General features: G+C 74.0%; 15 protein-coding genes. 10 read left to right on the top strand and 5 right to left on the bottom strand.

Annotated features, from left to right (window positions below; translation table 11 throughout):
* The first annotated feature begins 12 nt into the window (after window positions 1–12).
* From ACWY4P_RS50050 to ACWY4P_RS50030, 5 genes are read left to right on the top strand one after another with little or no spacing between them, the layout of a single operon-like run.
* Complete coding sequence (locus ACWY4P_RS50050) at window positions 13–4,917, top strand: beta-ketoacyl synthase N-terminal-like domain-containing protein (protein WP_456213318.1); 4,905 nt, start codon at window positions 13–15, stop codon at window positions 4,915–4,917.
* A gap of 11 nt (window positions 4,918–4,928) precedes the next feature.
* Window positions 4,929–5,273, top strand: coding sequence for an acyl carrier protein (locus tag ACWY4P_RS50045; protein WP_456207455.1), 345 nt, complete (start codon window positions 4,929–4,931; stop codon window positions 5,271–5,273).
* Window positions 5,274–5,276: 3 nt separating this feature from the next.
* Window positions 5,277–6,134, top strand: a complete 858-nt coding sequence (locus ACWY4P_RS50040; protein WP_456207454.1) for an alpha/beta fold hydrolase — start codon at window positions 5,277–5,279, stop codon at window positions 6,132–6,134.
* Window positions 6,131–7,378 (top strand): glycosyltransferase, encoded by a 1,248-nt coding sequence (locus tag ACWY4P_RS50035; protein WP_456207453.1) that lies wholly within the window; start codon window positions 6,131–6,133, stop codon window positions 7,376–7,378. Before ACWY4P_RS50040 ends, ACWY4P_RS50035 begins: the two co-directional genes overlap by 4 nt.
* Window positions 7,375–8,568: a class I SAM-dependent methyltransferase gene (locus tag ACWY4P_RS50030; RefSeq protein WP_456207452.1), complete on the top strand. Its 1,194-nt coding sequence runs from the start codon at window positions 7,375–7,377 to the stop codon at window positions 8,566–8,568. Before ACWY4P_RS50035 ends, ACWY4P_RS50030 begins: the two co-directional genes overlap by 4 nt.
* 74 nt (window positions 8,569–8,642) lie before the next feature.
* On the opposite strand, the gene ACWY4P_RS50025 is transcribed toward ACWY4P_RS50030, so the two are convergent.
* Window positions 8,643–8,927, bottom strand: coding sequence for a hypothetical protein (locus ACWY4P_RS50025; protein ID WP_456207451.1), 285 nt, complete (start codon window positions 8,925–8,927; stop codon window positions 8,643–8,645).
* 242 nt (window positions 8,928–9,169) lie between these two features.
* Here ACWY4P_RS50025 and ACWY4P_RS50020 point away from each other — a divergent pair, with 242 nt between their 5' ends.
* The 5 genes from ACWY4P_RS50020 to ACWY4P_RS50000 all read left to right on the top strand — a co-directional run bounded on the left by ACWY4P_RS50020 (window position 9,170) and on the right by ACWY4P_RS50000 (window position 17,361).
* Window positions 9,170–11,893: an alpha/beta fold hydrolase gene (locus ACWY4P_RS50020; RefSeq protein ID WP_456207450.1), complete on the top strand. Its 2,724-nt coding sequence runs from the start codon at window positions 9,170–9,172 to the stop codon at window positions 11,891–11,893.
* Window positions 11,894–12,011: 118 nt separating this feature from the next.
* Entirely contained in the window at window positions 12,012–12,866 is an 855-nt protein-coding gene (locus tag ACWY4P_RS50015; protein ID WP_456207449.1) for an ABC transporter permease, read from the top strand.
* 110 nt (window positions 12,867–12,976) lie between these two features.
* On the top strand, window positions 12,977–13,879 hold the full coding sequence (locus ACWY4P_RS50010) for an ATP-grasp domain-containing protein (protein ID WP_456207448.1): 903 nt from the start codon (window positions 12,977–12,979) through the stop codon (window positions 13,877–13,879).
* The gene (locus tag ACWY4P_RS50005) at window positions 13,876–14,700 is read left to right on the top strand and encodes an ATP-grasp domain-containing protein (RefSeq protein WP_456207447.1); all 825 of its coding nucleotides are present in this window, start codon (window positions 13,876–13,878) and stop codon (window positions 14,698–14,700) included. Before ACWY4P_RS50010 ends, ACWY4P_RS50005 begins: the two co-directional genes overlap by 4 nt.
* Window positions 14,701–14,835: 135 nt before the next feature.
* A complete protein-coding gene (locus ACWY4P_RS50000; protein ID WP_456207446.1) occupies window positions 14,836–17,361 on the top strand; it encodes a SpoIIE family protein phosphatase in 2,526 nt (841 codons plus the stop codon).
* A 267-nt stretch (window positions 17,362–17,628) separates the two neighbouring features.
* Here ACWY4P_RS50000 and ACWY4P_RS49995 read toward each other — a convergent pair whose 3' ends face one another.
* From ACWY4P_RS49995 to ACWY4P_RS49980, 4 genes are all read right to left on the bottom strand, one after another.
* Window positions 17,629–18,858 (bottom strand): alginate lyase family protein, encoded by a 1,230-nt coding sequence (locus tag ACWY4P_RS49995; RefSeq protein WP_456207445.1) that lies wholly within the window; start codon window positions 18,856–18,858, stop codon window positions 17,629–17,631.
* Window positions 18,859–18,964: 106 nt separating this feature from the next.
* Window positions 18,965–19,633, bottom strand: coding sequence for a ThuA domain-containing protein (locus ACWY4P_RS49990; RefSeq protein ID WP_456207444.1), 669 nt, complete (start codon window positions 19,631–19,633; stop codon window positions 18,965–18,967).
* Between the two features lie 163 nt (window positions 19,634–19,796).
* Window positions 19,797–20,840 carry a LacI family DNA-binding transcriptional regulator gene (locus ACWY4P_RS49985; protein WP_456213317.1) on the bottom strand — a complete coding sequence of 348 codons (1,044 nt, stop codon included), beginning with the start codon at window positions 20,838–20,840 and terminating at the stop codon, window positions 19,797–19,799.
* A 449-nt stretch (window positions 20,841–21,289) separates the two neighbouring features.
* Window positions 21,290–22,918 (bottom strand): AMP-binding protein, encoded by a 1,629-nt coding sequence (locus tag ACWY4P_RS49980; RefSeq protein WP_456207443.1) that lies wholly within the window; start codon window positions 22,916–22,918, stop codon window positions 21,290–21,292.
* Between the last annotated feature and the right edge of the window lie 26 nt (window positions 22,919–22,944).

Below are 22,944 nucleotides of genomic sequence, written 5' to 3'. Positions count from 1 at the left end.
GCGATCGTCGGGATGGCCGTGCTGCTGCCCGGCGCGCCGGATCTGGGGACATACTGGCGCAACCTGGTGGCCGGCGTGGACGCCATCACCGAGGTCCCGGCCCAGCGGTGGGACGCCGAGTTCTACGCCCCCGGGCGCGGCCCGGCCACCGCCACCGCCGCCGCCGCCGCCGCCGACCGGGTGTACTGCCGCCGTGGCGGATTCGTCGACGGGCTGGCCGAGGTGGAGGTCACCCGCTTCGGGATCATGCCCGCCTCCGTCCCGGGCACCGAGCCCGACCAGTTGATCGCCCTGCATGTCGCGGCCGCGGCCGTCGCGGACGCGGGCGGCGCGGAGCGGCTGCCCGACCGGGGGCGGGTCGGGGTGGTGCTGGGCCGCGGCGGCTATCTCACGCCCGGTCTGGTCCGCCTCGACCAGCGGGTGCGCACCGCCCACCAGCTGGTACGCACGCTCGGCGAGCTGCTGCCCGGCCTCGGCGCCGACCAGTTGGAGCGAGTGCGGACCGCGTTCACCGAACGCTTGGGGCCCGACCGCCCGGAGGCGGCCATCGGCCTGGTGCCCAACCTCGCCGCCTCGCGGGTGGCCAACCGGCTCGATCTGCGCGGCCCCGCGTACACCGTGGACGCCGCCTGCGCGTCCTCCCTCGTCGCCGTCGACCAGGCGGTGGGCGAGCTGGCCTCCGGCCGATGCGACGCGGTGCTGGCGGGCGGGGTGCACCACTGCCACGACATCACGCTGTGGAGCGTCTTCGCGCAGCTGCGCGCGCTCTCGCCGAGCGAACGCATCCGCCCCTTCCACCGCGAGGCCGACGGGATCCTCATCGGCGAGGGCACCGGCGTCGTGGTGCTCAAGCGGCTGGCCGACGCGCGGCGGGACGGCGACCAGGTGTACGCCGTCATCAGGGGCACCGGCGTGGCCGGCGACGGCCGCGCCGCGGGCCTGGTCAACCCGGACCCCGGCGGCCAGACGCGGGCGGTGCGCCAGGCGTGGCGGGCGGCCGGGCTGGATCCGCGCGAGCCCGGCTCGCTCGGGCTGCTGGAGGCGCACGGCACCGCGACGCCCGCGGGTGACACGGCGGAACTGGCCACGGTGGCGGAGGCCTTCGGCACCGTGACCGGCGACGGGGCCGACCGCGCCGTGATCGGGTCGGTGAAGTCGATGATCGGCCACACCATGCCGGCGGCCGGTGTGGCGGGCCTGGTCAAGGCGGCCCTGGCGATCCACCACGGACTGCTGCCGCCCACCCTGCACTGCGACGACCCGCACCCGGCCCTGGCCACGACCCGCTTCCGTACCATCGCCACGGCGGAGCCGTGGGAGACCGGGCGGGGCGCGGGGGTGCGCCGCGCGGCGGTGAACGCGTTCGGGTTCGGCGGGATCAACGCGCATGTGGTGCTGGAGCAGTCGCCGTTGGGGGCCGTTCGGCCCCCGTCGCCCCCGAGCCCCCGGCCGCGGGACAAGGCCCAGGTCACCGAGCCGGGCATCGGCGCGCCCGCGGCCACGGCCGCGCCCATCGCCGCATCCGGCGCGATGGCCGACACCACAGCTCCCCGGCAGCGTGCGGCAGCCGCTCACGGCGCCACACCGAGGGCCGCATCGCACGCCCGGCCTCGCCGGCCCGACACCACTCCACCAGCCGCATTCCCCGCCACGGACGCGGCGATGGCCACCAGGCCGGGTATCGGCGCCACCGAGGCCACCGACGCCACGCTGACGCCCACCGCTACGCCCGGCACCGTGGCGCCCGCCGCAGCCGGGGCGGTGGTTCCCGCTACGCCCGATGTCACACCCGGCGCCATGGCCGACGTACCGCATCCGCGCGTACCCGATCCCGCCGCGCCCAGGGCCCAGGTCACCGAGGCGGAGCGCGTGCTCGCGCTGGGGGCCGAGACGCCGGAGCGGCTGGCCGCGTGGCTGGCGGCGGACGACTCGGCGCTGCGGGCCACCGCGCCCGCGGCGGGCCGGGTCAGGCTCGGCGTCGTCGGGCCGACCGCCAAGCGGCTGGCGCTGGCGCGGCGCGTGGTGGCCAAGGGGCACTCGTGGCGTGGGCGCAACGACGTGTGGTTCGCACCCGCTCCGCTGCTGAGCGAGCGCGCGGCAAACGGGCCGGGCCGCGTTGTCTTCGTCTTCCCCGGTCTGGAGGCCGAGTTCGCGCCACGGGTGGACGGCGTCGCCGAGTACTTCGGGCTCTCCCCCGCCACCGTCGGACCGGCCGACGGCCGCGCGCCGGTCGGCGACGTCGGCCGCCACGGTGTCGGTGTCTTCGCCGTCGGCCGTCTGCTGGACGGCGCGTTGCGGCGGATGGGGGTGGTGCCGGACGCGGTGGCCGGGCACAGCGTCGGCGAGTGGACCGCGATGGTGTCGGCCGGTGTGTACTCCGGCGCCGCGGTCGACGAATTCCTCGGCTCGTTCGACCCCGACGCGCTGCGCGTGCCCGGGCTGGCCTTCGGCGTGCTGGGCGCCCCCGCCGAGCGGGTGCTGGCCGCGCTCGCGGAGGGCGCGGGCGGCCGGGTCGTGCTCTCCCACGACAACGCGCCGAGCCAGTCGATGGTGTGCGGGCCGCGGACCGACGTCGAGGCGTTCGTGCGGCGGTTGCGTGGCGAAGGGGTGATCGGGCACCTCCTTCCGTTCCAGTCGGGCTTCCACACCCCGATGCTGGCGCCCTACCTGGGGCCGATCAGAGCCGCCGCGGAGCGGTTCGAGCTGTTTCCGCCGAGCGTGCCCATCTGGTCGGGGACGACCGCGGCCCCGTATCCGCCCGACGCGGCCGGGGTGCGTGAGCTGTTCGTCCGGCATCTGCTCGAACCGGTGCGCTTCCGGCTGCTGACGAAGGCGCTGTACGAGGCGGGCTTCCGGGCGTTTGTGCAGGTCGGCCCGGGGCAGCTGGCCTCGCTCATCGACGACACGCTGCAAGGGTCGGAACATCTCGCGGTGGCCGCCGACTCGCCGCACCGCGACGGCGTCGCCCAGCTGCGCCGGGTGGCCACCGCCCTGTGGGTGGACGGGGCCCGGGTGGACCCGTCCCTGCCGCGCCCCGCCACCCCGCCTTCCGTCACAGCACCGCCCACCACCACGCCCTCCGCCACCTCGCCCAAGCCGGTACGGCTCGACCTCGGCGGCGCGCTCATCTCCCTGGACGAACGCCACCTCGCCGGGCTGCGCCGCGCGTTGGCGTCCGGCGCCGCCACTGCCGACGGCGCCCCTGCCGACATCCCCGCCCACCGGGCCGACGCCCTGTCCGCGCTGGGCGCGGTGGCGGGGCAATTTCCGGTGGCCGCGGAACTCGGCGCGCTGCTGCGGGAGACGGCCGGGGCCGCCACCGAGCTGATCGCCGTCGCGGGCCGCACGGGCGGGCCGTCGGCCCCGCCGAGCCCTCAGCCGGCACCGCCCGCCACCGCATCCCCGCCGACAACCTGGCGCACCGTGCTGCGGGTGTCCACCGACACCATGCCGTACCTGCGCGACCACTGCTTCTTCCGGCAACCGCCCGACTGGCCCGACGAGTCGGACCGGTGGCCGGTCGTCCCGGCGACCACGATCGTCGGACACCTCATGGACGCGGCGGAGCAGGCGGCCCCCGGACGGCGGGCGGTCGCGGTGCACGGTGCCCGGTTCGGCCGGTGGGTGACCGCCGCGCCGCCCGCCGAGGTGCCCATCACCGTGACGCCGTCGCCCGACGGCCCGGACCGGCTGGCCGTGGACTTCGGCCGCAGCGCCCAGGGCACGGTGGAGCTCGCGACCCGCTACCCGCACCCCCGCCCCGCCCCCTGGCCCGCCGACCCGGCCGCCGAAGAGGCCCCCGCCCATACCGCGGCCGAGCTGTACAGCCGGCGCTGGATGTTCCACGGCCCGGCGTTCCAGGGGGTCGGCGAGATCTCGGCGATCGGTGCGGCGCGGGTACGCGGCTCGATCACCACACCGGCCGCGCCCGGCGCGCTGCTGGACAACGTCGGCCAGCTCCTCGGCTACTGGCTCATGGCCACCCGCACCGAGCGGACCGTGGTCTTCCCCGTCGGCATGCGGCACATCCGCCTCTTCGGGCCGCATCCGCTTCCCGGCACCACGGTGGAGTGCGTGATCAGGGTCGTCTCGCTGACCGACGCCACGCTCGAGGCGGATGTCCAGCTGCTCGTCGGTGGGCAGGTGTGGGCCCAGATCGGCGGCTGGCAGGACCGCCGCTTCGACAACCACCCGAGCACCCGGCCGGTGGAGCGCTTCCCCGAGCTCAACGCACTCTCCCAGCCACAGCGGCCCGGCGGCTGGGTACTGCTCCACGAGCGCTGGCCCGACCTGGCGTCCCGTGACCTGATCATGCGCAACCACTTGGGCGGCGCCGAGCGCATGGCGTACGAGCGGCAGGCCCCGCGCGGTCGGCGGCAGTGGCTGCTGGGCCGGATCGCGGCCAAAGACGCGGTGCGGCAGTGGCTGTGGGCGCGTGGGGAGGGGCCGGTCTTCCCGGCCGAGATCCAGGTGTGCGAGGACGCGCGCGGCCGCCCGTACGTCCTCGGGGTGCACGGTAGGACGCTGCCCGGGCTGGACGTCTCGCTGGCGAGCCGGGCCGAGGCCGGAGTGGCCCTGGTGGTGCCACGGCCGCCGGCCCGCGAGGGCCCCGGGCCGGGCCCCGGCATCCATATCGAGGAGATCACCGGACAGGACCCCGCCGGGCAGGAGGCCGTGGCCCTCCGCGCGGCGAAGGAGGCGGTCGCCAAGGCCGAGGACGTCGGGGGCGGGGGGCGCGGGCCGGGCGTCACCGTGCTCGACGCGGAGGACCCGGAGCGGCTCCTGCTCGAGGTGGCCACGGCCGCCGGGCGGCCGCGCCGCTACCGGGTGCACAGCGTGCGTACGGCCAACCCTCCCGGGTTGCCCAGCAGGGACTACGTCGTGGCCTGGACCCCCGGCCCGGCGGACGACGAGTGAGGAGACCCGACATGAGCGACGCACACGCGGCCGCCGGGCCGCAGACGGCCACAGCGCCCGCGGCGGACGACGAGGAAACCGTCCTCGCGGACATCGCCGGCATGCTCCGGAGCATGCTCGACGAGTACGGCCTCGACGACATCGAGATCGCCGCGGACAGCCGGTTCATGGAGGATCTGGAACTGGAGAGCATCGACCTGGTCACCCTGGCGGGAAGTCTCCAGGCCCGGTACGGACGGCAGGTCAACTTCGCCGAGTTCGTGGCCGGGCTGGAGCTCGACGAGATCATCGACCTCACCGTGGGGCGCCTCGTCGAGTACGTCGTCGGCTGCCTGAAGGCCGCCGAGGGGAGCTGACCGATGGCCATGGTCCACACCGGCGGACCGGACGGCGTCAGGCTCCATGTGCAGCGGATCGGCCCCGGCCGGCCCCGCCCCGGACGGGGCCCCACGGCCCCCACGGCCGTGCTTCTGCACGGCCTGCTCACCGACAGCCTGGCCGCCTATTACTTCACCGTGGGCCCCGGCCTCGCCGCGGCCGGGATCGACGTGGTCATGTACGACCAGCGGGGCCACGGGCGCAGCGAGCGCCCGGCGCGCGGCTACCGGCTGGAGGCCTTCGTCTGGGACCTGGAGCGGCTGCTCGACCGGCTGGGCATCCACGGCCCGGTGCACCTGGTCGGCAACTGTTTCGGCGGGACGGTCGCGTTCCACTACGCGGTCCGCCATCCGGAGCGGGTGGCCGGCCTCTCGCTCATCGAGTCCGAACCGGCCACCCGCGCCTGGGCGGCGAAGCTGGACAGGCTCCTCGGCTACACCGCGGCCCAGCTGTCGGAACACGAAGCCGACGCCCTGGCCTGGATCGACGCCCACCACGGCGGGCACACCGCCCGGCTGGCCAGGTCGGCGGCCCGGCTGGTGCGCACCACCACCATCGCCGAGGACATACCGTCGAGCGCGGTGCTGGACGAGGGCCGGATCCGTTCCGTGCGCAGCCCGGTTCTCGCCCTCTACGGCGCCGATTCGGACATGGCCGCCCAGGCGCCGTGGCTGGAGTCGCTGCTGCCGGTCAGTCGGACGGTCGTCGTGCCGGGCCATGAGCACTCGGTCCTGGTCGAGGTGCCCGCCCTGGTGCTCGGCCATGTCCTGGGCTGGATCGGCGATCCCGGTGCGAGACCTCCGGTGGCGGCCCGCGCCGAAGTGGAGGCGGCCTTATGAGCGGCGTCGCCACCGGACGCCGCTTCCTGTTCGTGGTGCCGCCGCTCACCGGACACATCAATCCCACGCTCGGCGTCGGAGCGGAACTCGCCGCGCGCGGCCACCGGGTGGCCTGGGCCGGTACGCCGGAGGTCGTGGGGCGGCTGGCCGGGGACGGGGCCGTGGTCTTCCGCTGCGCGGTGCCCCCGCTCGGCGAAGGCGACATCAGCGCCGTGCGCCCCGCGGACGCACGGGGCCCCGGCGCGCTGAAGTTCCTGTGGGAGCGCTTTCTGGTGCCGCTCGCCGAGGCGATGGCCCCGGGGGTACGGGCGGCGGTCGAGGAGTTCCGGCCGGATGTGGTGGTCGCCGACCAGCAGGCCGTCGCCGGTGGTCTGGTCGCCGAGCGGCTGGGCGTACGGTGGGCCACCTCGGCCACCACCTCGGCGGAGTTCACCGGGGCGCTGGACGGCATGCCGCGGGTCGGCGCCTGGCTGGAGGGGCTGCTGGAGGGGTTGCGCGGCCGGATCGGCGACCCGGCCGGGACGGCGGATCCCCGCTTCTCGCCGCATCTGGTGCTGGCCTTCACCACCGAGGAGCTGGCGGGCCGGCCCGTGCGGGCCGCGGAGCGGATCCGCTTCGTGGGCCCGTCGATCGCCGCCCGCCCCGCCGCGCCCGACTTCCCCTGGCATTGGCTCGACCCGGCACGCCCGGCGGTCCTGGTCACCCTGGGCACCGTCAGCGCCGACGCCGGGGCGCGCTTCCTCGCCGTCTGCCGGGAGGCCGCGCGCGCCCGCGCCGGCCGCCTCCAGACGGTGCTCGTCGACCCCACGGGCGCGCTGGACACCACGCCCGGCGCGCCGCTGGACGACGATGTGCTGGTGGTGCGCGGGATCCCCCAACTGCCGCTGCTGGCCCGGGTCGCGGCTGTGGTGTGCCATGCCGGGCACAACACGGTGTGTGAGGCCCTGTGGCACGGCGTACCGCTGGTCGTGGCGCCCATCCGGGATGACCAGCCCGTGGTCGCCGGGCAGGTGGTGGCCGCCGGGGCGGGCGTGCGGGTGCGGTTCGGCCGGGTGACGGCGGCCGGGCTGGGCGAGGCCCTCGACGCCGTCCTGTACGAGCCGGGTCATCGGGCGGCGGCCGAGCGCGTCGGAGCGTCCTTCCGCGCGGCCGGCGGCGCCGCCGCGGCCGCCGGCCATCTCGAACGGCTGGCCGCGCGGGCCGTCACCCGGACACCTTCGCAGCCCTCATTGGAGGAGAGATGAGCAGCGGCGTCGAACCACCCACCGCGCCCGGCCCGGCGAACCGAGCCGCACAAGAGGAGCCGAGTGAGTCGAAGGGACGCGCCGCTGTCGACAGCGGCGGGGGCGCCCCGGAGGCGGACGAGGCCCCGAAGAAAGGCGATCGCGCCGCGGCTGTCGCCGCGCTGCGCCCGCGCTACGCGGACGATCTCGCGCGGGGCACCGGCCGGTTCTTCGAGCCGCGCCGGGTCGACTGCCCGTGGTGCGGCTCGGCCGGGCTGGAGGAGCGGCTGCGCACCACCGACCTCTTCCAGCACAAGCCGGGCGACTTCCGCCTGGATCGGTGCCGGGACTGCCGCCATGTGTTCCAGAACCCGCGGCTGAGCGGCGAGGGCCTGGAGTTCTACTACCGGGACTTCTACGACGGCCTGGGCGAGAAGGACATGGGCGGTCTCTTCTCCGGGCGGCGGAAGACGTACGTCAGGCGTGCGGAGTCGCTGCGGCCGTTCGCCGAGGCCCCGGGGAACTGGCTGGACGTCGGCACCGGGCACGGCCACTTCTGCGAGTCGGCCCGCGCGGTCTTCCCCGGCACCCTCTTCGACGGGCTGGACCTGAGCGCCGGGGTGGAGCTGGCCGAGCGGGCGGGCCGGGTGACGCAGGGCATCCGCGGCGGCTTCGTCGAGCGGGTGGCGGAACTGGCCGACGGGTACGACGTGGTGAGCATGTTCCACTATCTGGAGCACAGTACGGACCCCCGCGGGGAGCTGCGCGCGGCGCGGCGCGCGCTGCGCCCGGGCGGACATCTGCTGATCGACGTGCCCGACCCGGAGAGCCGCTTCGCCCGGCTGCTGGGCCGCTGGTGGCTGCCGTGGCTACAGCCGCAGCACCTCCACTTCGTGCCCGTGGCCAATCTGCGCGAGGAGTTGTCCCGGCTCGGCTTCACCGTGGTCGCCGAGGAGCACGCCGGGCCGCACGACCCGGTCGATCTGGTCGGCGCGGTGTGGCTGCTGCTGAACGCCGTCGCCCCGCCCGAGGACCAGCCCTGGCTGGCGCCGCCGCCGGGGCGGGTCCGCCGGCTGCTGCGCGCGGCGATCGTGCTGGCGGGCGTCCCCGCTCTGCTGGCGACCGCCGGGCTGGACCGTTTCCTCATCAAGCCGCTGGCCGGCCGGCGCCATCTGTCCAACGCCTACCGGGTGATCGCCCAACGGGACTGACAAAACCTGAGAACGCCTGAGAAACCTGAGAATGGCCCGCCGCGCCGTGGAACGACGGCGCGGCGGGACCGGAATCAGCGGTGCTCGTAGCGGATGAGGGACCGCACCGTGCGGCAGGTGGTGTCGGAGGGCGGACGCACCCCGATCCGGGCCGCGGTGGTGCGTATCTTGCGGTTGGGCGCCTGCTCGGGGCGGTACACCCCGGAGTTGAGCAGGGCGATGGCCAGACGCATGGCCTTCAGCCGGCGGTGGTGGGTCTCGTACCACTCGCGCGGACGTCCGGCGGGCACTCGTTGTGTCGGGAGGGTCGCATAGCTCGGCAGGTCCGGGAGAGGTGTGGCGGCAGCGGCCATCGGCATCCTCCAAAGGAGGTCGGGGACCCTTGTTCTTGACCCCTCTATTCTACCGCCGGGCACCGACAAAAGTCCCTGGCCACGGGCGGTTTGAGCGGGTCCCAGAGGCCGCTCGCGCCACACCCGCCGGGCCGCCGCGCCGTACCGCGCAAGTCGTACGGAAGACGGGCAGGGTACTCCCCGGGGAGGGGCCCGGAATCCACCCGGTGTCAGCGGTCCTGCCTGCGGGGCCCGCTTAGGGTGCAGACATGATTCTGCGAAAAGCCCGGCTGCGCGGCCGACGGCTGGTGGTGTCGGCGGCAGCCGCGGTCGCCGTGCTCGCGGGTGCGGGCACCTGGGCGGCCGTCGCCGCCGTCGCCTCAGAAGGTGGCCCGTCCGTCCACCGCGAGGACCGGGTGCTGGACATGCCGGGTGCCCGCATCGACACCTCGTACTTCACCGCGGGCTCCGGCCGCAGGCCCGCGGTGCTGCTCGCCCACGGCTTCGGGGGCAGCAAGGACGATCTGCGGGCGCAGGCCGAGGAGCTGGCCCGGGACGGATACGCCGTGCTGACCTGGTCGGCGCGCGGCTTCGGCGCGTCCACGGGGAAGATCGGGCTGAACGACCCGGACCGCGAGGTGGCCGATGTCCGGCGGCTGATCGACTGGCTGGCCGAGCGGCCCGAGGTGCGGCTCGACGCGGCCGGGGATCCCCGGGTGGGGGTGGCGGGCGCCTCGTACGGCGGGGCCGCCTCGCTGCTCGCCGCCGGGTACGACCGCCGCGTCGACGCCATCGCCCCGGCGATCACCTACTGGAACCTGGCCGACTCACTCTTCCCCGATGGCGTGTTCAAAAAGCTCTGGACGGGGATCTTCTTCACCACCGGCTCGGCGGACCCCACCGCCGACCCGGGGCGCGGAGGCCAGGGCGGTCAGGGAGGCCAGGAGAACCAGGGCGGTCAGGGAGGCCGGGGGGGCCAGGGGTGCGGCCGGTTCGAGCAGCGGCTGTGCGCGATGTACGAGCGGGTCGCCGTGGCCGGCAAGCCGGACGCCGCCGCCCGCCGGCTGCTCGAGGCCCGCAGCCCGTCCGCCGTCGCCGACCGGATCAAGGTCCCGACACTGATCCTCCAGGGCCAGACCGACTCGCTCTTCCCGCTCGACCAGTCGGACGCGATGGCCAAGGCCATCAAGGCCAACGGGGCGCCGGTCGCCGTCGACTGGATCGCCGGCGGACACGACGGGGGCGACCCGGAGACCAACCGCGTCACGGCCCGCACCCGGGCGTGGTTCGACCGCTATCTCAAGGGTGACAAGGGCGTGGACACCGGCCCGGCCTTCCGGATCACCCGCACCGGCGGGTTCGACTCCACCAACGGCGCGGCCCGGCTGCGGGGCGCGACGGGCGACAGCTATCCGGGGCTCACCGGCCACGGGCGGACCGTGCGGCTGAGCGGCGGCGAGCAGTCGTTCGCCAACCCGCCGGGGGGCGGGCCGTCGGCCGTCTCCTCGGTGCCCGGTATCGCGGGGCTCTCCCAGGCCTCGTCCCTGGGCGTCGGGCTCTCCCTCGACTTCCCCGGGCAGTACGCCCGCTTCGACTCCGCGCCGCTGCGCCGGTCGCTGCGCATCACCGGCTCGCCCTCGGTCACGGTGCGGGTGAAGGCGGACGCGCCCGACGCGGTGCTGTTCGCGAAGGTGTACGACGTGGGGCCCGACGGGGCGCAGGTGCTGCCCGAGCAGCTGGTCTCCCCCGTGCGGGTCACCGGCGCCGAGCGGGGCCGGACCGTCGAACTCCGGCTGCCCGCCGTCGACCACGAGGTGGAGCCGGGCCACCGGCTGCGGCTGGTGCTGGCCGCGACCGACCTCGGCTACGCCTCGCCGGCCGAGCCCGCCGACTACACCGTCTCCCTCGCGGACGGGGGCCTGACGGTCCCCACCGCGCCGGAGGTGCACACCCAGTCCGCCCCGCTGCCCTGGTGGGTGTGGGGGCTGCCGCTGGTGGCCGCCGTGGTGGCGCTGGCCCTGCTGCTGACCGCGCGGCGGCGGACGGCCGCCCCGGCGCCCGACCCCGAGCTGGCCGAGGTGCCGCTGCGGATCACGGGGCTGAGCAAGCGGTACGCGAAGTCGGTCGACCGGTACGCGGTCAAGGACCTCTCCTTCACCGTGGAGAAGGGGCAGGTCCTCGGGCTGCTCGGGCCCAATGGCGCGGGCAAGACCACCACTTTGCGGATGCTGATGGGGCTGATCACCCCCGACAGCGGTGAGATCCGAGTGTTCGGACACGCCATCAGGCCCGGCGCCTCGGTGCTCTCCCGTGTGGGCGCCTTCGTCGAGGGGGCGGGCTTTCTGCCGCATCTGACCGGCCGGGCCAACCTGGAGCTGTACTGGCGGGCCACCGGCCGCCCGGCCGGGGACGCCCACTTGGACGAGGCGCTGGAGATCGCGGGGCTCGGCGACGCGCTGGAGCGCGCGGTGCGCACCTACTCCCAGGGCATGCGTCAGCGGCTGGCCATCGCCCAGGCCATGCTGGGCCTGCCCGATCTGCTGATCCTGGACGAGCCGACCAACGGGCTCGACCCGCCGCAGATCCGCGAGATGCGCGAGGTGATGATCCGGTACGCGGCGGCGGGCCGCACCGTGATCGTCTCCAGCCATCTGCTCGCGGAGGTCGAGCAGTCCTGCACCCATCTGGTGGTCATGGACCGCGGCCGGCTCGTCGAGGCGGGCCCGGTCGAGGAGATCGCCGGCACCGGGAGCAGCCTGCTGGTCGGCCACGAGGGCGAGCTGAGCGACGCCCTGGTGGAGAAGGTGGGCGCGCTGCCGGGGGTCGCCTCCGCGGCGCGTACCGGCGACGGGCTGCTGGTGCTCCTCGACGGCGCCGGCCCCGCGCGGCTGCTCACGGAACTGGTGCGGCTGGAGATCCCGGTGACCAGCTTCGGGCCCAACCGGCGCCTGGAGGACGCGTTCTTGACCCTGATCGGAGGAGGGCCAGCATGAGCGTGTCTTGGCGCGCTGCGCGGGCTGGACTGAGGAGCCGCGCAGCGACGAAGGAGCGAGCAGTGACGAGGGAAGCCCGCGCGTTGGAGCGCGCCAAGACTGAGCGGGAGGGAGGCGCATGAGTTCCCTGGTGGAGGCGGCGCCCGGCCACCGTCCGGGCCGTACCCTGCCCCTGCGGGTCGAGGCGGTCCGGCAGTTGCGCCGGCGCCGGACCCTGGTGATGGCGACGGTGCTGGCCGGGCTGCCGTTCGTGCTCGTCGCGGCCTTCGCGCTCGGCGGCGCCCCGGACGCGCGCGAGAACCGGACCACGCTCATGGTCACCGCGACGGCCTCCGGGGCCAACTTCGCCGCCACGGCGCTGTTTGTCTCGGCCGCCTTCCTGCTGGTGGTGCCGGTGGCGCTGTTCTGCGGGGACACCGTCGCGGCCGAGGCCAACTGGTCCTCGCTGCGCTATCTGCTGGCCGCGCCCGTGCCCAGGACCCGGTTGCTGCTGAGCAAGCTCGCGGTGGCGCTCGGGTTCAGCGCGGCCGCGATCGTCCTGCTGCCGCTGGTGGCGCTGGTGGTGGGGACGGTCGCGTACGGCTGGGAGCCGCTGCGGCTCCCCACGGGCGGGTCGCTGGCCACGGGCGAGGCGCTGGGCCGGCTCGCCGTGGTGGTCGCGTACATCTTCCTGTCTCAACTGGTCACCGCGGCGCTGGCGTTCTGGCTCTCCACGGTCACCGACGCCCCGCTGGGCGCGGTCGGCGGGGCGGTCGGGCTGACCATCGTGGGCAATGTCCTGGACGCGGTCACCGCGCTCGGCTCCTGGCGCGACTTCCTGCCCGCCCACTGGCAGTTCGCCTGGATCGACGCGCTCCAGCCGCATCCGGAGTGGAGCGGCATGGTGCAGGGCGTGTCGGTCTCCGTGGCGTATGCGCTGGTGCTGATCGCGCTGGCCTTCCGCGGGTTCGGCCGCAAGGACATCGTCTCCTGACGCACGGCCGTCCCGTTCCCGCCCACGAGTGCTCCGGCGCGCCATGACATGCTGAGACGTTATGGCGCGCCGGACGGGTCGGCGGACGTCCGGCGTGACAGGGAAGGTCGATGAGGCTCTGCTTTCTGGTGGAGGAGCACTACCGCTACGACGGCATGCCGCTGGAGGTGATCCGTCAGCTCACCGCCTGGGGGCACCGGGTGGATGTGGTGTGGCCCGGGAGCACCTTGGTGAGCGTGTCGGAGGCGGTCGGGGCGGGCAGCCACGACGCCTGGGTGCTCAAGACGGTCTCCGGGGGCCCGGGCCTGACGCTGCTGGAGGCCGCGGCGGCCGTGGGGCTGACGACGGTCAACGACGCGCGGTCGATCCGCGGGGTGCGGGACAAGGTGCTGGCGGCGGCGATCGGCGCCGCCCGGGGGCTGCCGATGCCGCGGACCTATGCGGCGGCCCGGCCCGAGTCGCTGGCGGAGATTCCGGAGGCGGAGTTCCCGCTGGTGGTCAAGCCCGCCGACGGGAGCTCGGGGCGGGCGGTGCGGCTGGTGTCCTCCCCCGACCGGCTGACCGGGCTGCGGGCGGAGCTGGCGGGGGAAGGAATGCTGATAGCCCAGCCCTATGTGGCCAACTCCGGGGTCGACCTCAAGGTCTACTGCGTGGGCGACGAGCTGTACGCGACCGAGCGGAGCTCGCCGCTGCACCCCGACGGGCCGGTGCGCGAGCGGCGGGTGCCGCTGTCCGCCGAGGTGGGCCGGATCGCCGCCGAGGCCGGGGCGGCCTTTGGCCTGGAGCTGTACGGCGTGGACGTGTTGCTGGGCCCGGACGGCCCGGTGATCGTCGATGTGAACGACTTCCCGAGCTTCCGTCAGGTGCCGGACGCGGCGGCACGGGTGGGGCGGGCCGTCCTGGAGCTGGCCCGCCGGGGCGCGAGCGGGGCGGGGTCGACGGCCGTGGTGCCCGCCCGGACGCGGGCGCGGGCGGCGGAGCACGTCCCGGCGAGCGCCGGTGAGGGCCGATGAGGATCGGTCTGATCACCCCGGAGCCGGAGCATCCGCTGCTGGCCGGGGCGACCGCGCTGCTGACGCCCCGGCACCGGGTGGAGGTGGTGGACCCGGGCGCCTGGGACGGCGCTCCGGAAGACCCGGACGCGTTCGGGGTGCCCGCCGATGTCTATCTGCTGAAGGCTCGGACGCCCCGCGCGCTCGGCCTGGCCCGCTACCTGGAGGAGCGTGGCGCTCCGGTGCTGAACGCGGCGGGGGCGACCGGGCTCGTCCAGGACCGGACGGCGATGGCAAAGCTGGCTCTCCGGGCGGGGCTGCCGTTCGCGTGCACCAGGACCGCATCCACCCTCGCCCTGCTCACCTCCGAGGAGCTCACCTATCCGGTGGTGATCAAGAGCCGGCACAGCCGGCGGCACGACCTGGTGGCCCGGGTCGACGACGCCGCCGGGCTGCCTGCCCTGGAGGCCGTCTGGCCGGACGAGCCGGTGGTGGTGCAGCCGTTCGCCGAGAACAGCGGCTGGGATCACAAGCTGTGGGTGATCGCGGACCGGGTCTTCGCGGCCGTGCGCAGGTCGGAGCTGGCGGATCCCGACCGCGGCCCGGCGCGGCCGCTGGCGCCGGGGGACCTGCCGGACGGCTGGGCGCGGCTGGCACTGCGGGTCGGGTCGGTGTTCGGATTGCAGGTGTACGGCGTGGATGTGATCGACAAGGGCGGCGCGGTGCCGCTGATCGTGGACATCAACGCCTTTCCAGGGGTACGCGGCCAGGTGGGCGCCCCCGAGGCGCTGGCCGAGCTGGCGGTGCGCACCGCCGAGAGGGGCGCCGTCCCGGCCGGCTGAGATCGCGGGCGGATCCCGGCCCGGTCCACGGCCCGGGTTCGATTGAGCGGGCCCGGGCCCGGGGACCATTCTGGAGAGGGGCCGCCGCGTACGGACCGCGGGCCCGGGCACTCGGGCACGGCCCCGGCAAGGCAGATGCCGATGCGCAAGGACGATTCCGCGAGGTCCCACGATCGGGCCGAGGAATTCGGGCACCAGGAGGCCGCGCCGCTCTCGGCGGCGATCGAGGTCGATGCCCGCGGGTACATCACGGCCTGGGGGCCCGGTGCGGCGCGGGTGCTCGGGTATCAGCCCGGCGAGATGCTGGGGCGGCCGGTGCGTGAGCTGCTCGCCGGCGATCTCCCCGGATCGGCCCGGCGGTATCTGAGCGCGCGGCCGGGCGACGGCTGGAGCGGCCGGATCGGGACCAGGCACCGGGACGGGCACCGCGTGGAGCTGGTGGTCCAGGCGCACCCGCTGACCGACGCCCGCGGCGAGGTCCGCTGGCTGGTGGTGGCGGGCACGGGGGCGGTGGCCCGGCCCGGCCCGGAGCCGGGCGCAGCGGAGCCGTCCGAGGAGGAGCGGCTGCTGGCGAACTGGACGCTGGCCCAGATGCCGATTCCCGTGGCGGTCTACAACACCCAGGCGCGGCTGGTGGGCGCGAACGTGGCCATGACCCGTCTCATGGGCCAGTCGGTGGACCAGATGCGCGGGCTGCGCCTGCGCGAGATGGACCCCCAGCCCATCGTCCAGGAGCTCGACCGGCTCCAGGAGCAGGTCATCCGCACCGGGGAAGGGCTGAGCCACGAGGGCTTCGACCCGGCCTGGACCGTCTATCTGATCCCCGTGAAGGACGCGGTGGGCGTGGTGCGGGGCCTCTCAGCGGTGGTCTTCGACTACACCGAGCAGCACCGGGCCCGCCGTCGGCTTGCCATCGTCAACGAGGCCAGCGTCCGGATCGGCACCACCTTGGACGTGACGCGGACGGCGCAGGAGCTGGCGGATGTGGCGGTCGACCGGTTCGCCGACTTCGTCACGGTGGATCTGCTGGATTCCATCTACCAGGGTCAGGAGCCGGTGGTGCGGCCGGTCAGCCGCGCCGTGGACTTCCGCCGCATCGCGCACCGGTCCGTCCTGGAGGGCTGCCCGGAGGCGTCGCTGGAGGCCGGGGGCTCGGAATCCTGGCCGGAGTGCTCGCCTCCCGCCCAGGCCCTGGCGGCCGGCCGCGGCGTGCGGCACTCGGCCCGGGACGAGGAGATCCGGCGTTGGACCCGGGAGGTTCCCCGCCGTGCCGAGTCGGTGCGCCGGTACGGGATCCACTCGGTGATGGCGGTGCCGCTGATCGCCCGGGGCACCACGCTGGGGGTCGCGATGTTCTACCGCCATCGGACGCTAGAGCCGTTCGACGACGACGATCTGCTGCTGGCCGAGGAGATCACGGCGCGGGCCGCGGTGTGCGTGGACAACGCCCGCCGCTTCACGCGCGAGCGCGCCGTCTCGCTGGCCATCCAGCGCAGCATGCTGCCGCGGCCGGGGATGCGGCAGGTGGCCGCGTCGATCGCCTCCCGCTACCTTCCCGGGCACACCACGGCGGGGGTCGGGGGTGACTGGTTCGACGTCATCAGGCTCTCGGGGGCCCGGATCGCCCTGGTCGTGGGCGATGTCGTGGGGCACGGCGTGCACGCCGTGGCGACCATGGGGCGGCTGCGGACCGCGGTGCGCACGCTCGCCGACATCGGTCTGCCCCCGGACGAGCTGCTCACCCACCTGGACGATCTGGTCATCCGGCTGGACGAGGAGGAATTCCACACCGCCGAGGCCGACCCCCGCCACCAGGCCGGGGAGGCCGCGGCCGAGGAGCGGAAGGGCGGCACGGGCGAGCTGGGCGCCACCTGCCTGTACGGGGTGTACGACCCGATCACCCGCACGGCCTCCTTCGCCAGCGCCGGCCATCCCGCGCCGGTCGTCGTCACCCCCGGCGGGGCGGTCACGCTGCCGCATGTGCCCCCGGGGCCGCCGCTGGGCGTGGGCGGCCTGCCGTTCGAGACCGTCGATCTGGAGCTCCCCGAGGACAGCACGCTCGTCCTGTACACCGACGGGCTGGTGCGGTCCGCCGCCCGCGACCCCGACGAGGGGCTGGCGCTGCTGTGCCGGGCGCTGGCCGGGCCCGCCGAGTCGGCCGAGCAGATGTGCCAGTCCGTGCTGGACGTCCTCTCTCCGGAGCGGGGCAGTGACGACATCGCCCTGCTGGTCGCCCGGACCCGCACCCTGGACGCCGGCAGCGTCGCCACCCGGGAGGTGCCGGCCACTCCGGCGACCGTCGCCGAGGCGCGCCGGTGGACCTCGCGGCAGCTGACGGCCTGGGGCCTGGAGGAGGCGATCTACACCACCGAGCTCGTGGTGAGCGAGCTGGTCACCAACGCCATCCGCCACGCCAGCAGCCCCATCCAGCTGCGGCTGATCCATGACACCGGGCTGATCTGCGAGGTCTCCGACGCCAGCAGCACCGCCCCGCATATGCGCCGGGCCCGCAGCTTCGACGAGGGAGGCCGCGGACTGCTGCTCGTCGCCCAGCTCACCCAGCGCTGGGGCACCCGGCAGACCTCGCACGGCAAGGTCATCTGGGCCGAGCAGAGCCTCCCGCCGAGCCGCGCGAACGCCGCCCTTTCGATCTCCGCCTGAAATGCGAGCAGCCTGGGACAGACTTACGGCGTCTTCATGGGTAGAACGTGAGACAGGGGGGCCGTTGTGAACTGCAGTCAGTGCGGAGCGCCGGTCATCCAGGGGCCCAACGGCGGTTGGAGTTGTAACAACTGCGGGGGCTCTGGATGACCGGCGTCGGACGAAGACCGTCGTGCCGCCTTACCTGGCGTCCACTTACCTGGCGTGCACGCCCTGGGCGGCCTCCACGCCCTGGGCGACCCGCCCGCCCTCCTCGGCGGGCAAGCCCTACTTGGCGTACAGCAGGGTGCCGTAGCCCAGCTGGTCGAAGCCACCGCTGGTGGAGCCGTAGTCTCCACCGCCGCCCTCGGGGCGGCCCTTCTCCGCCATGGCGGTGATGTACGGGACGGACAGGCCCCGGCGCCTGGCGTAGTGGTAGTGCAGGATGTCCCACACCGGCCGGGTCTGGCCGCGGCTCGCGGAGGAGATCACGGTCTGCGACTGCTGGGCGCAGTTCTGGCCGGTGCCCCAGGTGTATGTGGTGAAGGGGACGTCCTGGCCGAGGTTGTACTTGGCGACGTACTGGGCGGCCTTCATGAAGCGGTTGTTGTCGTAGCCGTACAGGTCCTCGCCCTGGGACCAGGCCATCTCGCAGAAGGCGCCCATCTGGCCCATGCCCATCATCGTGTGACCCTGATCGCGGCCGGACTCCTGCCACTGGGCGAGCCCCTGGCTGTCGTACACGAACGGGACGGCGTGCTTGATCGAGCCGTTGCCCGCGCCGTTCTTGAAGTAGTTCACGGCCTGGTCGTACTTGGCCCCGTCATCGCACAGGATGCCGATGGCCAGGATCGAGTTCATGTTGCACAGGTCCCAGTTGGCCCAGTAGTTGGTGATGCAGGCGTCGTTGTGACCGGTGAGGAACTGGTTGTTCAGCGGGTAGAAGACATTGAGCATCATCCTCTTGAACCGGTCGAGGTCGAAGCCGGAGTAGCCCCGTATCAGCTCGGCGGCGTTGGCGAACTGGTAGCCGTAGATCCCGGCGGCCAGGAACCGGTCGGCGTTTCCGGTGACCGTGGTGAGCTTGGCGGACCAGGCGTTGAGGATGTCCCGGGCGGTGTCGCCGTGCGCGGTGGTCCCGGCGACCTTCCAGCGCAGGGCGTTCTGGTAGGCGGCGTGGATGTCGTTGTAGAGGATGCCGTAGTTCTCGCCGGTGCCGCCACGGACGATGGTGGCCTGCGGGTTGGCCTTCCAGCCGGACTGCGCGTGCGAGTTGGCGATCAGCCGGTTCCAGCCGGCCAGCCAGGGGTCGTTCCCGGCGGCCACCCGTACCTTGGCCCGGTTGAGCTCGCCGTAGGCGTGCAGCATGCCCGGGTGGGTGAAGGTGGCCGGGGCGGCGTCGGCGGAGCCCGCGGTGACGGCGGCGGTGACGCCGCCGGCGGCGCCCGCGAGGGCGAGCCCTCCGGCGGCCTTCAGCACTCCGCGGCGGCTGAGTTTGTGCGTGTTCTCGCGGCTCATCGAGAAGTCACTCCCATCGTGGGGGGGGTCGTGGGGGGGTCGTGGGGGGGTGTGGGGGTGGTGCGGGGGTGGTGCGGGGGTGGTGCGGGGGTGGTGCGGGATGTGGTCAGGGCTGTGATCGCGCCACGTGGCGGAGCCCGCCGAGGAGGTGGGCCCGGAAGGCGGGATCGTCGTACGCCTCGGAGGTGTGTCCGAGCGCGGTGTAGAAGACCCGAGCGCCGCCGTGTTCATGGCACCAGACGAGCGGATGGTCGTCCCCCATCCCCCCGCCCTCGTACGAGGTCTCGTCGGCGGAGGCCAGCACCCGCACCGCACCGCGCGGGCTGGCCCGGAAGTCGTACCACTCGTCGGTGAACGCCCAGGTGGCGCCCAGGTGGCTGGTCGCCGGGTGGTCCCGGTCCTCGATGGTGAGGACGCCCGGCTGAAGTGCGGGGTGGCGGTCGAAGCGGGCCCCGAGCAGCTCGCCGTAGTACGGCCAGCCGTACTCGGTGCACGCGGCGGCGTGCACACCCATGAACCCGCCACCCGTCCCGCAGTAGGCCCGCAGCGCCTTTTGCCCCTCGGGGGTGAGAACATCGCCGCTGGTGGAGAGGAACACCACGGCCGCGAAGCGGTCGAGGCCGCTCTCGAGGTCCCGCGGGTCCTCCGTCGCCCAGGCGTCGAAGCCGTGCTCGGCGCCGAGCTCACGGAAGGCGCGGACACCCTCGGGAATGGAGTCGTGCCGATAATCGGTGGTGCGGGTGTAGACGAGGAACCTCGGCCGGCTCTGCGCCATGGTGGTCGCTCCCAAGGGGGCCTTCGATGGGGTCAGGAAACCGATTCCCATCATGGGCGCGCCTCACCGTGCCGTCTTCCATCGCTACCAGATGCGAAAATTTTCGACGGCGTCCCACGCGATTCCCCTGCGCGGGAGCGATCAACAGAGACCGTTTTCTAGCTCATCTCCCGGCCGTGAGGCGGCCAGGGCCCCTCGTCGAGTCGCGGATGACGATGTGCGTGCCGAGCACCTGGTGCTGGCTCTCGGGGAGCTCCTCGCGGTGCAGGGCCAGCCGCACTGCGGTGCGGCCCAGCTCCTCGTGCGGCACATGCACGGTGGTCAGCGCGGGGTAGACGTCGATCGCCACCGGAATGTCGTCGTAACCGGCCACCGAGACGTCCTCGGGTACCCGTAGCCCACCCTCGCGCAGCGCCTGGAGCGCCCCCGCCGCCACCATGTCGGTCCCCGCGAACACCGCGCTGAACTCGGCCCCGGAGGCCAGCAGCTCCCGGGCCGCGCGATAGCCGTGGGCGCGGGTGAAACTTCCGTCCCAGATCAGGGCCGGGTCCGGGCTCAGGCCCATCAGCTCATGGGCCCGGGTGAAACCGCTGATGCGCTGGGTGCTCGTGGACAGGCCCGGGACCCGGGCCAGATAGGCGATGCGCCGGTGTCCGGCGCTGAGCAGGTGGGTGGTCATCGCGAAGGCGCCGGCCTCGTTGTCGTAGTCCACGACGGTGGCCGGCACGCCCTCGCCCAGCGGCGGCCTGCCGACCAGCACCAGCCGCGAGCCCACCCGGTCCAGGGCGTGCGCGAAGTGGGTCATGCGGTCCTGGTATGCCTTGTCCTCCCAGGCGCCGCCGACCACGATCACCGCGTCGGCCCGCTGCTCGCGCATCATCTCCACCACGGCGAGGACGCGCTGCGGGTCGCCGTGTGTGGTGCACAGCATGCACAGCCGCCCCTCGGCGGACGCCTGCTCCTCCACACCGCGCGCGATGTGCGCGTAGAAGGGTCCGGTCACGTCGTCCACGACGAACGCCACCGTCTTGTTGGTGGACCCGCCGAGCGCGCGGGCATGCGCGTTGACCACGTAGTCCAGCTCGCGCATCGCCTTGAGCACCCTGGCCCGGGTGGCCGCGGCCACCGGATAAGTGCCACCCATGACGCGGGAGACGGTGGACGCGGACACCCCGGCGCGCTTGGCGACATCCCTGACCGTGGACACGTCCCTGCCCGCGGTGGCCTCCCCCCGCTTGCCCGCCCTGCCCGCACCGGTCGCCTCTGCTGCCTCGTTCACGTAGGCCTTTCCCCCTTTTCAGGGCTCAGTTCGCCCCCAGCTACCGCTGGGAGGTGCCCCCGCCGGGCCGCCAGCCCCTGTCGACGGTCGACCACGCGGCGGTAGCCGCATATCGATCGCAGCCTCGGCCCTCCGCGCGGCGGAGCCGGCTGCAGTCGTTATGCGGCTCCGCCGCGTGGCGATCGCAGCCTCAGGGCCTCCGCGCGCTCTCCCTTTCACAGCGCACATCAGCGCCTCCGGCGTGGGCGGCCGCGCCCCTTCGGCTCTCCCCCAGCTACCGCTGGGAGGTGCCCCCTCCCAGCTACCGCTGGGAGGTGCCCCCGGCCCCCGCCGCGTATCGCTCACGATAGCCGAGCGGGGGCCGCCCCGGGGCCGGCTCAGCGAGCGCGGGAGCTGACCTGCCGCGGGCGCAGCAGGAAACGCTGGGTCTTGCCGCTCGACGTCTTGGGCAGCTCGGTGACGAAGTGCACGCTCCGCGGGTAGGCGTGCTTCGCCAGCCGGTCCCGGACCAGCTGCTGCAGCTCGGCGGCGAGGGCGTCATCGCCCTCGGTCCCGGCGCGCAGCACCACGAAGGCCTCCATGACCTCGCCGTGTTCCTCACGGGGGACGCCGACCGCGGCCGCCTCCGCCACTGCCTCGTGCTCCAGCAGCACGCTCTCCACCTCGAACGGGCCGATGCGGTACCCGGCCATCAGGATCACGTCGTCGCTGCGCCCGGAGAAGAACAAGTGGTCGTCCTCGTCCCGCGAGGCGGTGTCGCCGGAGTAGAACCAGTGTCCGTCGGGGCTGAACTTCTCGGCGGTACGCTCCGGGGCGTCGCGGTAGCCCTCGAACCACATCAGCGGGCTGTTCGTGATATCCACCGCCACCCGGCCGGGCCTGCCGGTCTCGGCGACGGCGGAGTTGGTGTCCTCGCGCAGGACGGTCACGCTCCAGCCGGGCAGGGGCCGACCCATGGAGCCGGGCTTGAGGTCGGTGCGCAGCTCGGGGTGCCAGGCGTTGGCGATGGCCATGCCCAGCTCGGTGGAGCCGTAGTGGTCGCGGACCGGGATGCCGAGTGTCCGCTCCGCCCAGGTGACCACGTCGGTCGGGAGCGGCTCGCCGGCCGCGGAGGCGCACCGCAGCCGCAGGCCGTCGGGGGCAGGCGTGCCGCGCAGCTTGCGGTAGACGGTGGGGCTCGCGGTGAAGTTGGTGACATTGAAGCGGGACAGCACCGCCCAGGTCCCCTCGGCGGAGAACAGGCTGTTGAACAGCAGGCTGCGCAGGCCGAGGGCGAGCGGCGCGATGACCGCGTAGTACAGCCCGTAGGCCCAGCCCGGGTCGGCGGCGTTCCAGAACACATCGGTGGGCCGGTGGTCGAGGCCGAACTCCTGGTACATGGCGAATCCCGCGACGGCCCGCAGCGGGATGGGCACCGCCTTGGGCGGGCCGGAGGTGCCGGAGGTGAACAGCTCCACGATGGTGGCGTCCCCGCCGAGGGCGGCCGGCTCGTCCAGCGGCGGGTGTCCCGCCGACAGCTCGGCGAAGGACAGGTCGCCTTCCTCGGTGGGCCCGGTGGTGACGATCCGCCACGGCCGGTCGGCCGGGAAGTCGGAGCCCGCGGCCAGCTTGGGGCGCTGCCCGGCGTCCGTGATCACGACCTTGGTTCCGTTGCCGGTGATCCGCAGGGCGATGGCCGGGGGCGCGAACGCCGTGAACAGGGGCACCTGGACGGCGCCGATCCGCCAGATCGCGAGTGTCGCGACGAGCAGCTCGGCCGACTTGCTCATCAGCGTGGCGACCCTGTCGCCCGGGCCCACCCCGAGGGCCCCCAGGGCGCTCGCCATCCGCGCGGAGGCGTCCCGGAGTTCGCCGAAGGTCATGTCGTGCCCGTTGAGGTCGGCGCCGACCACCGTGAACGCGACGGCGTCGGCCGGATGCCGGTCGCACAGCAGCCGGGCGGTGCACGCCGCCGGATCTCCGAAGGTCTTGAGCAGGTCGGCCATGCGCTGTTCCGGGCTGGTCAAGTGGGCTCCTCGTGCATGCGGGCGAG

The organism is Streptomyces sp. LZ34, from assembly GCF_053890475.1.
The sequence above is the reverse complement of the archived record's forward strand: the minus strand, read 5'-3'. Positions and strand labels throughout refer to the sequence as shown.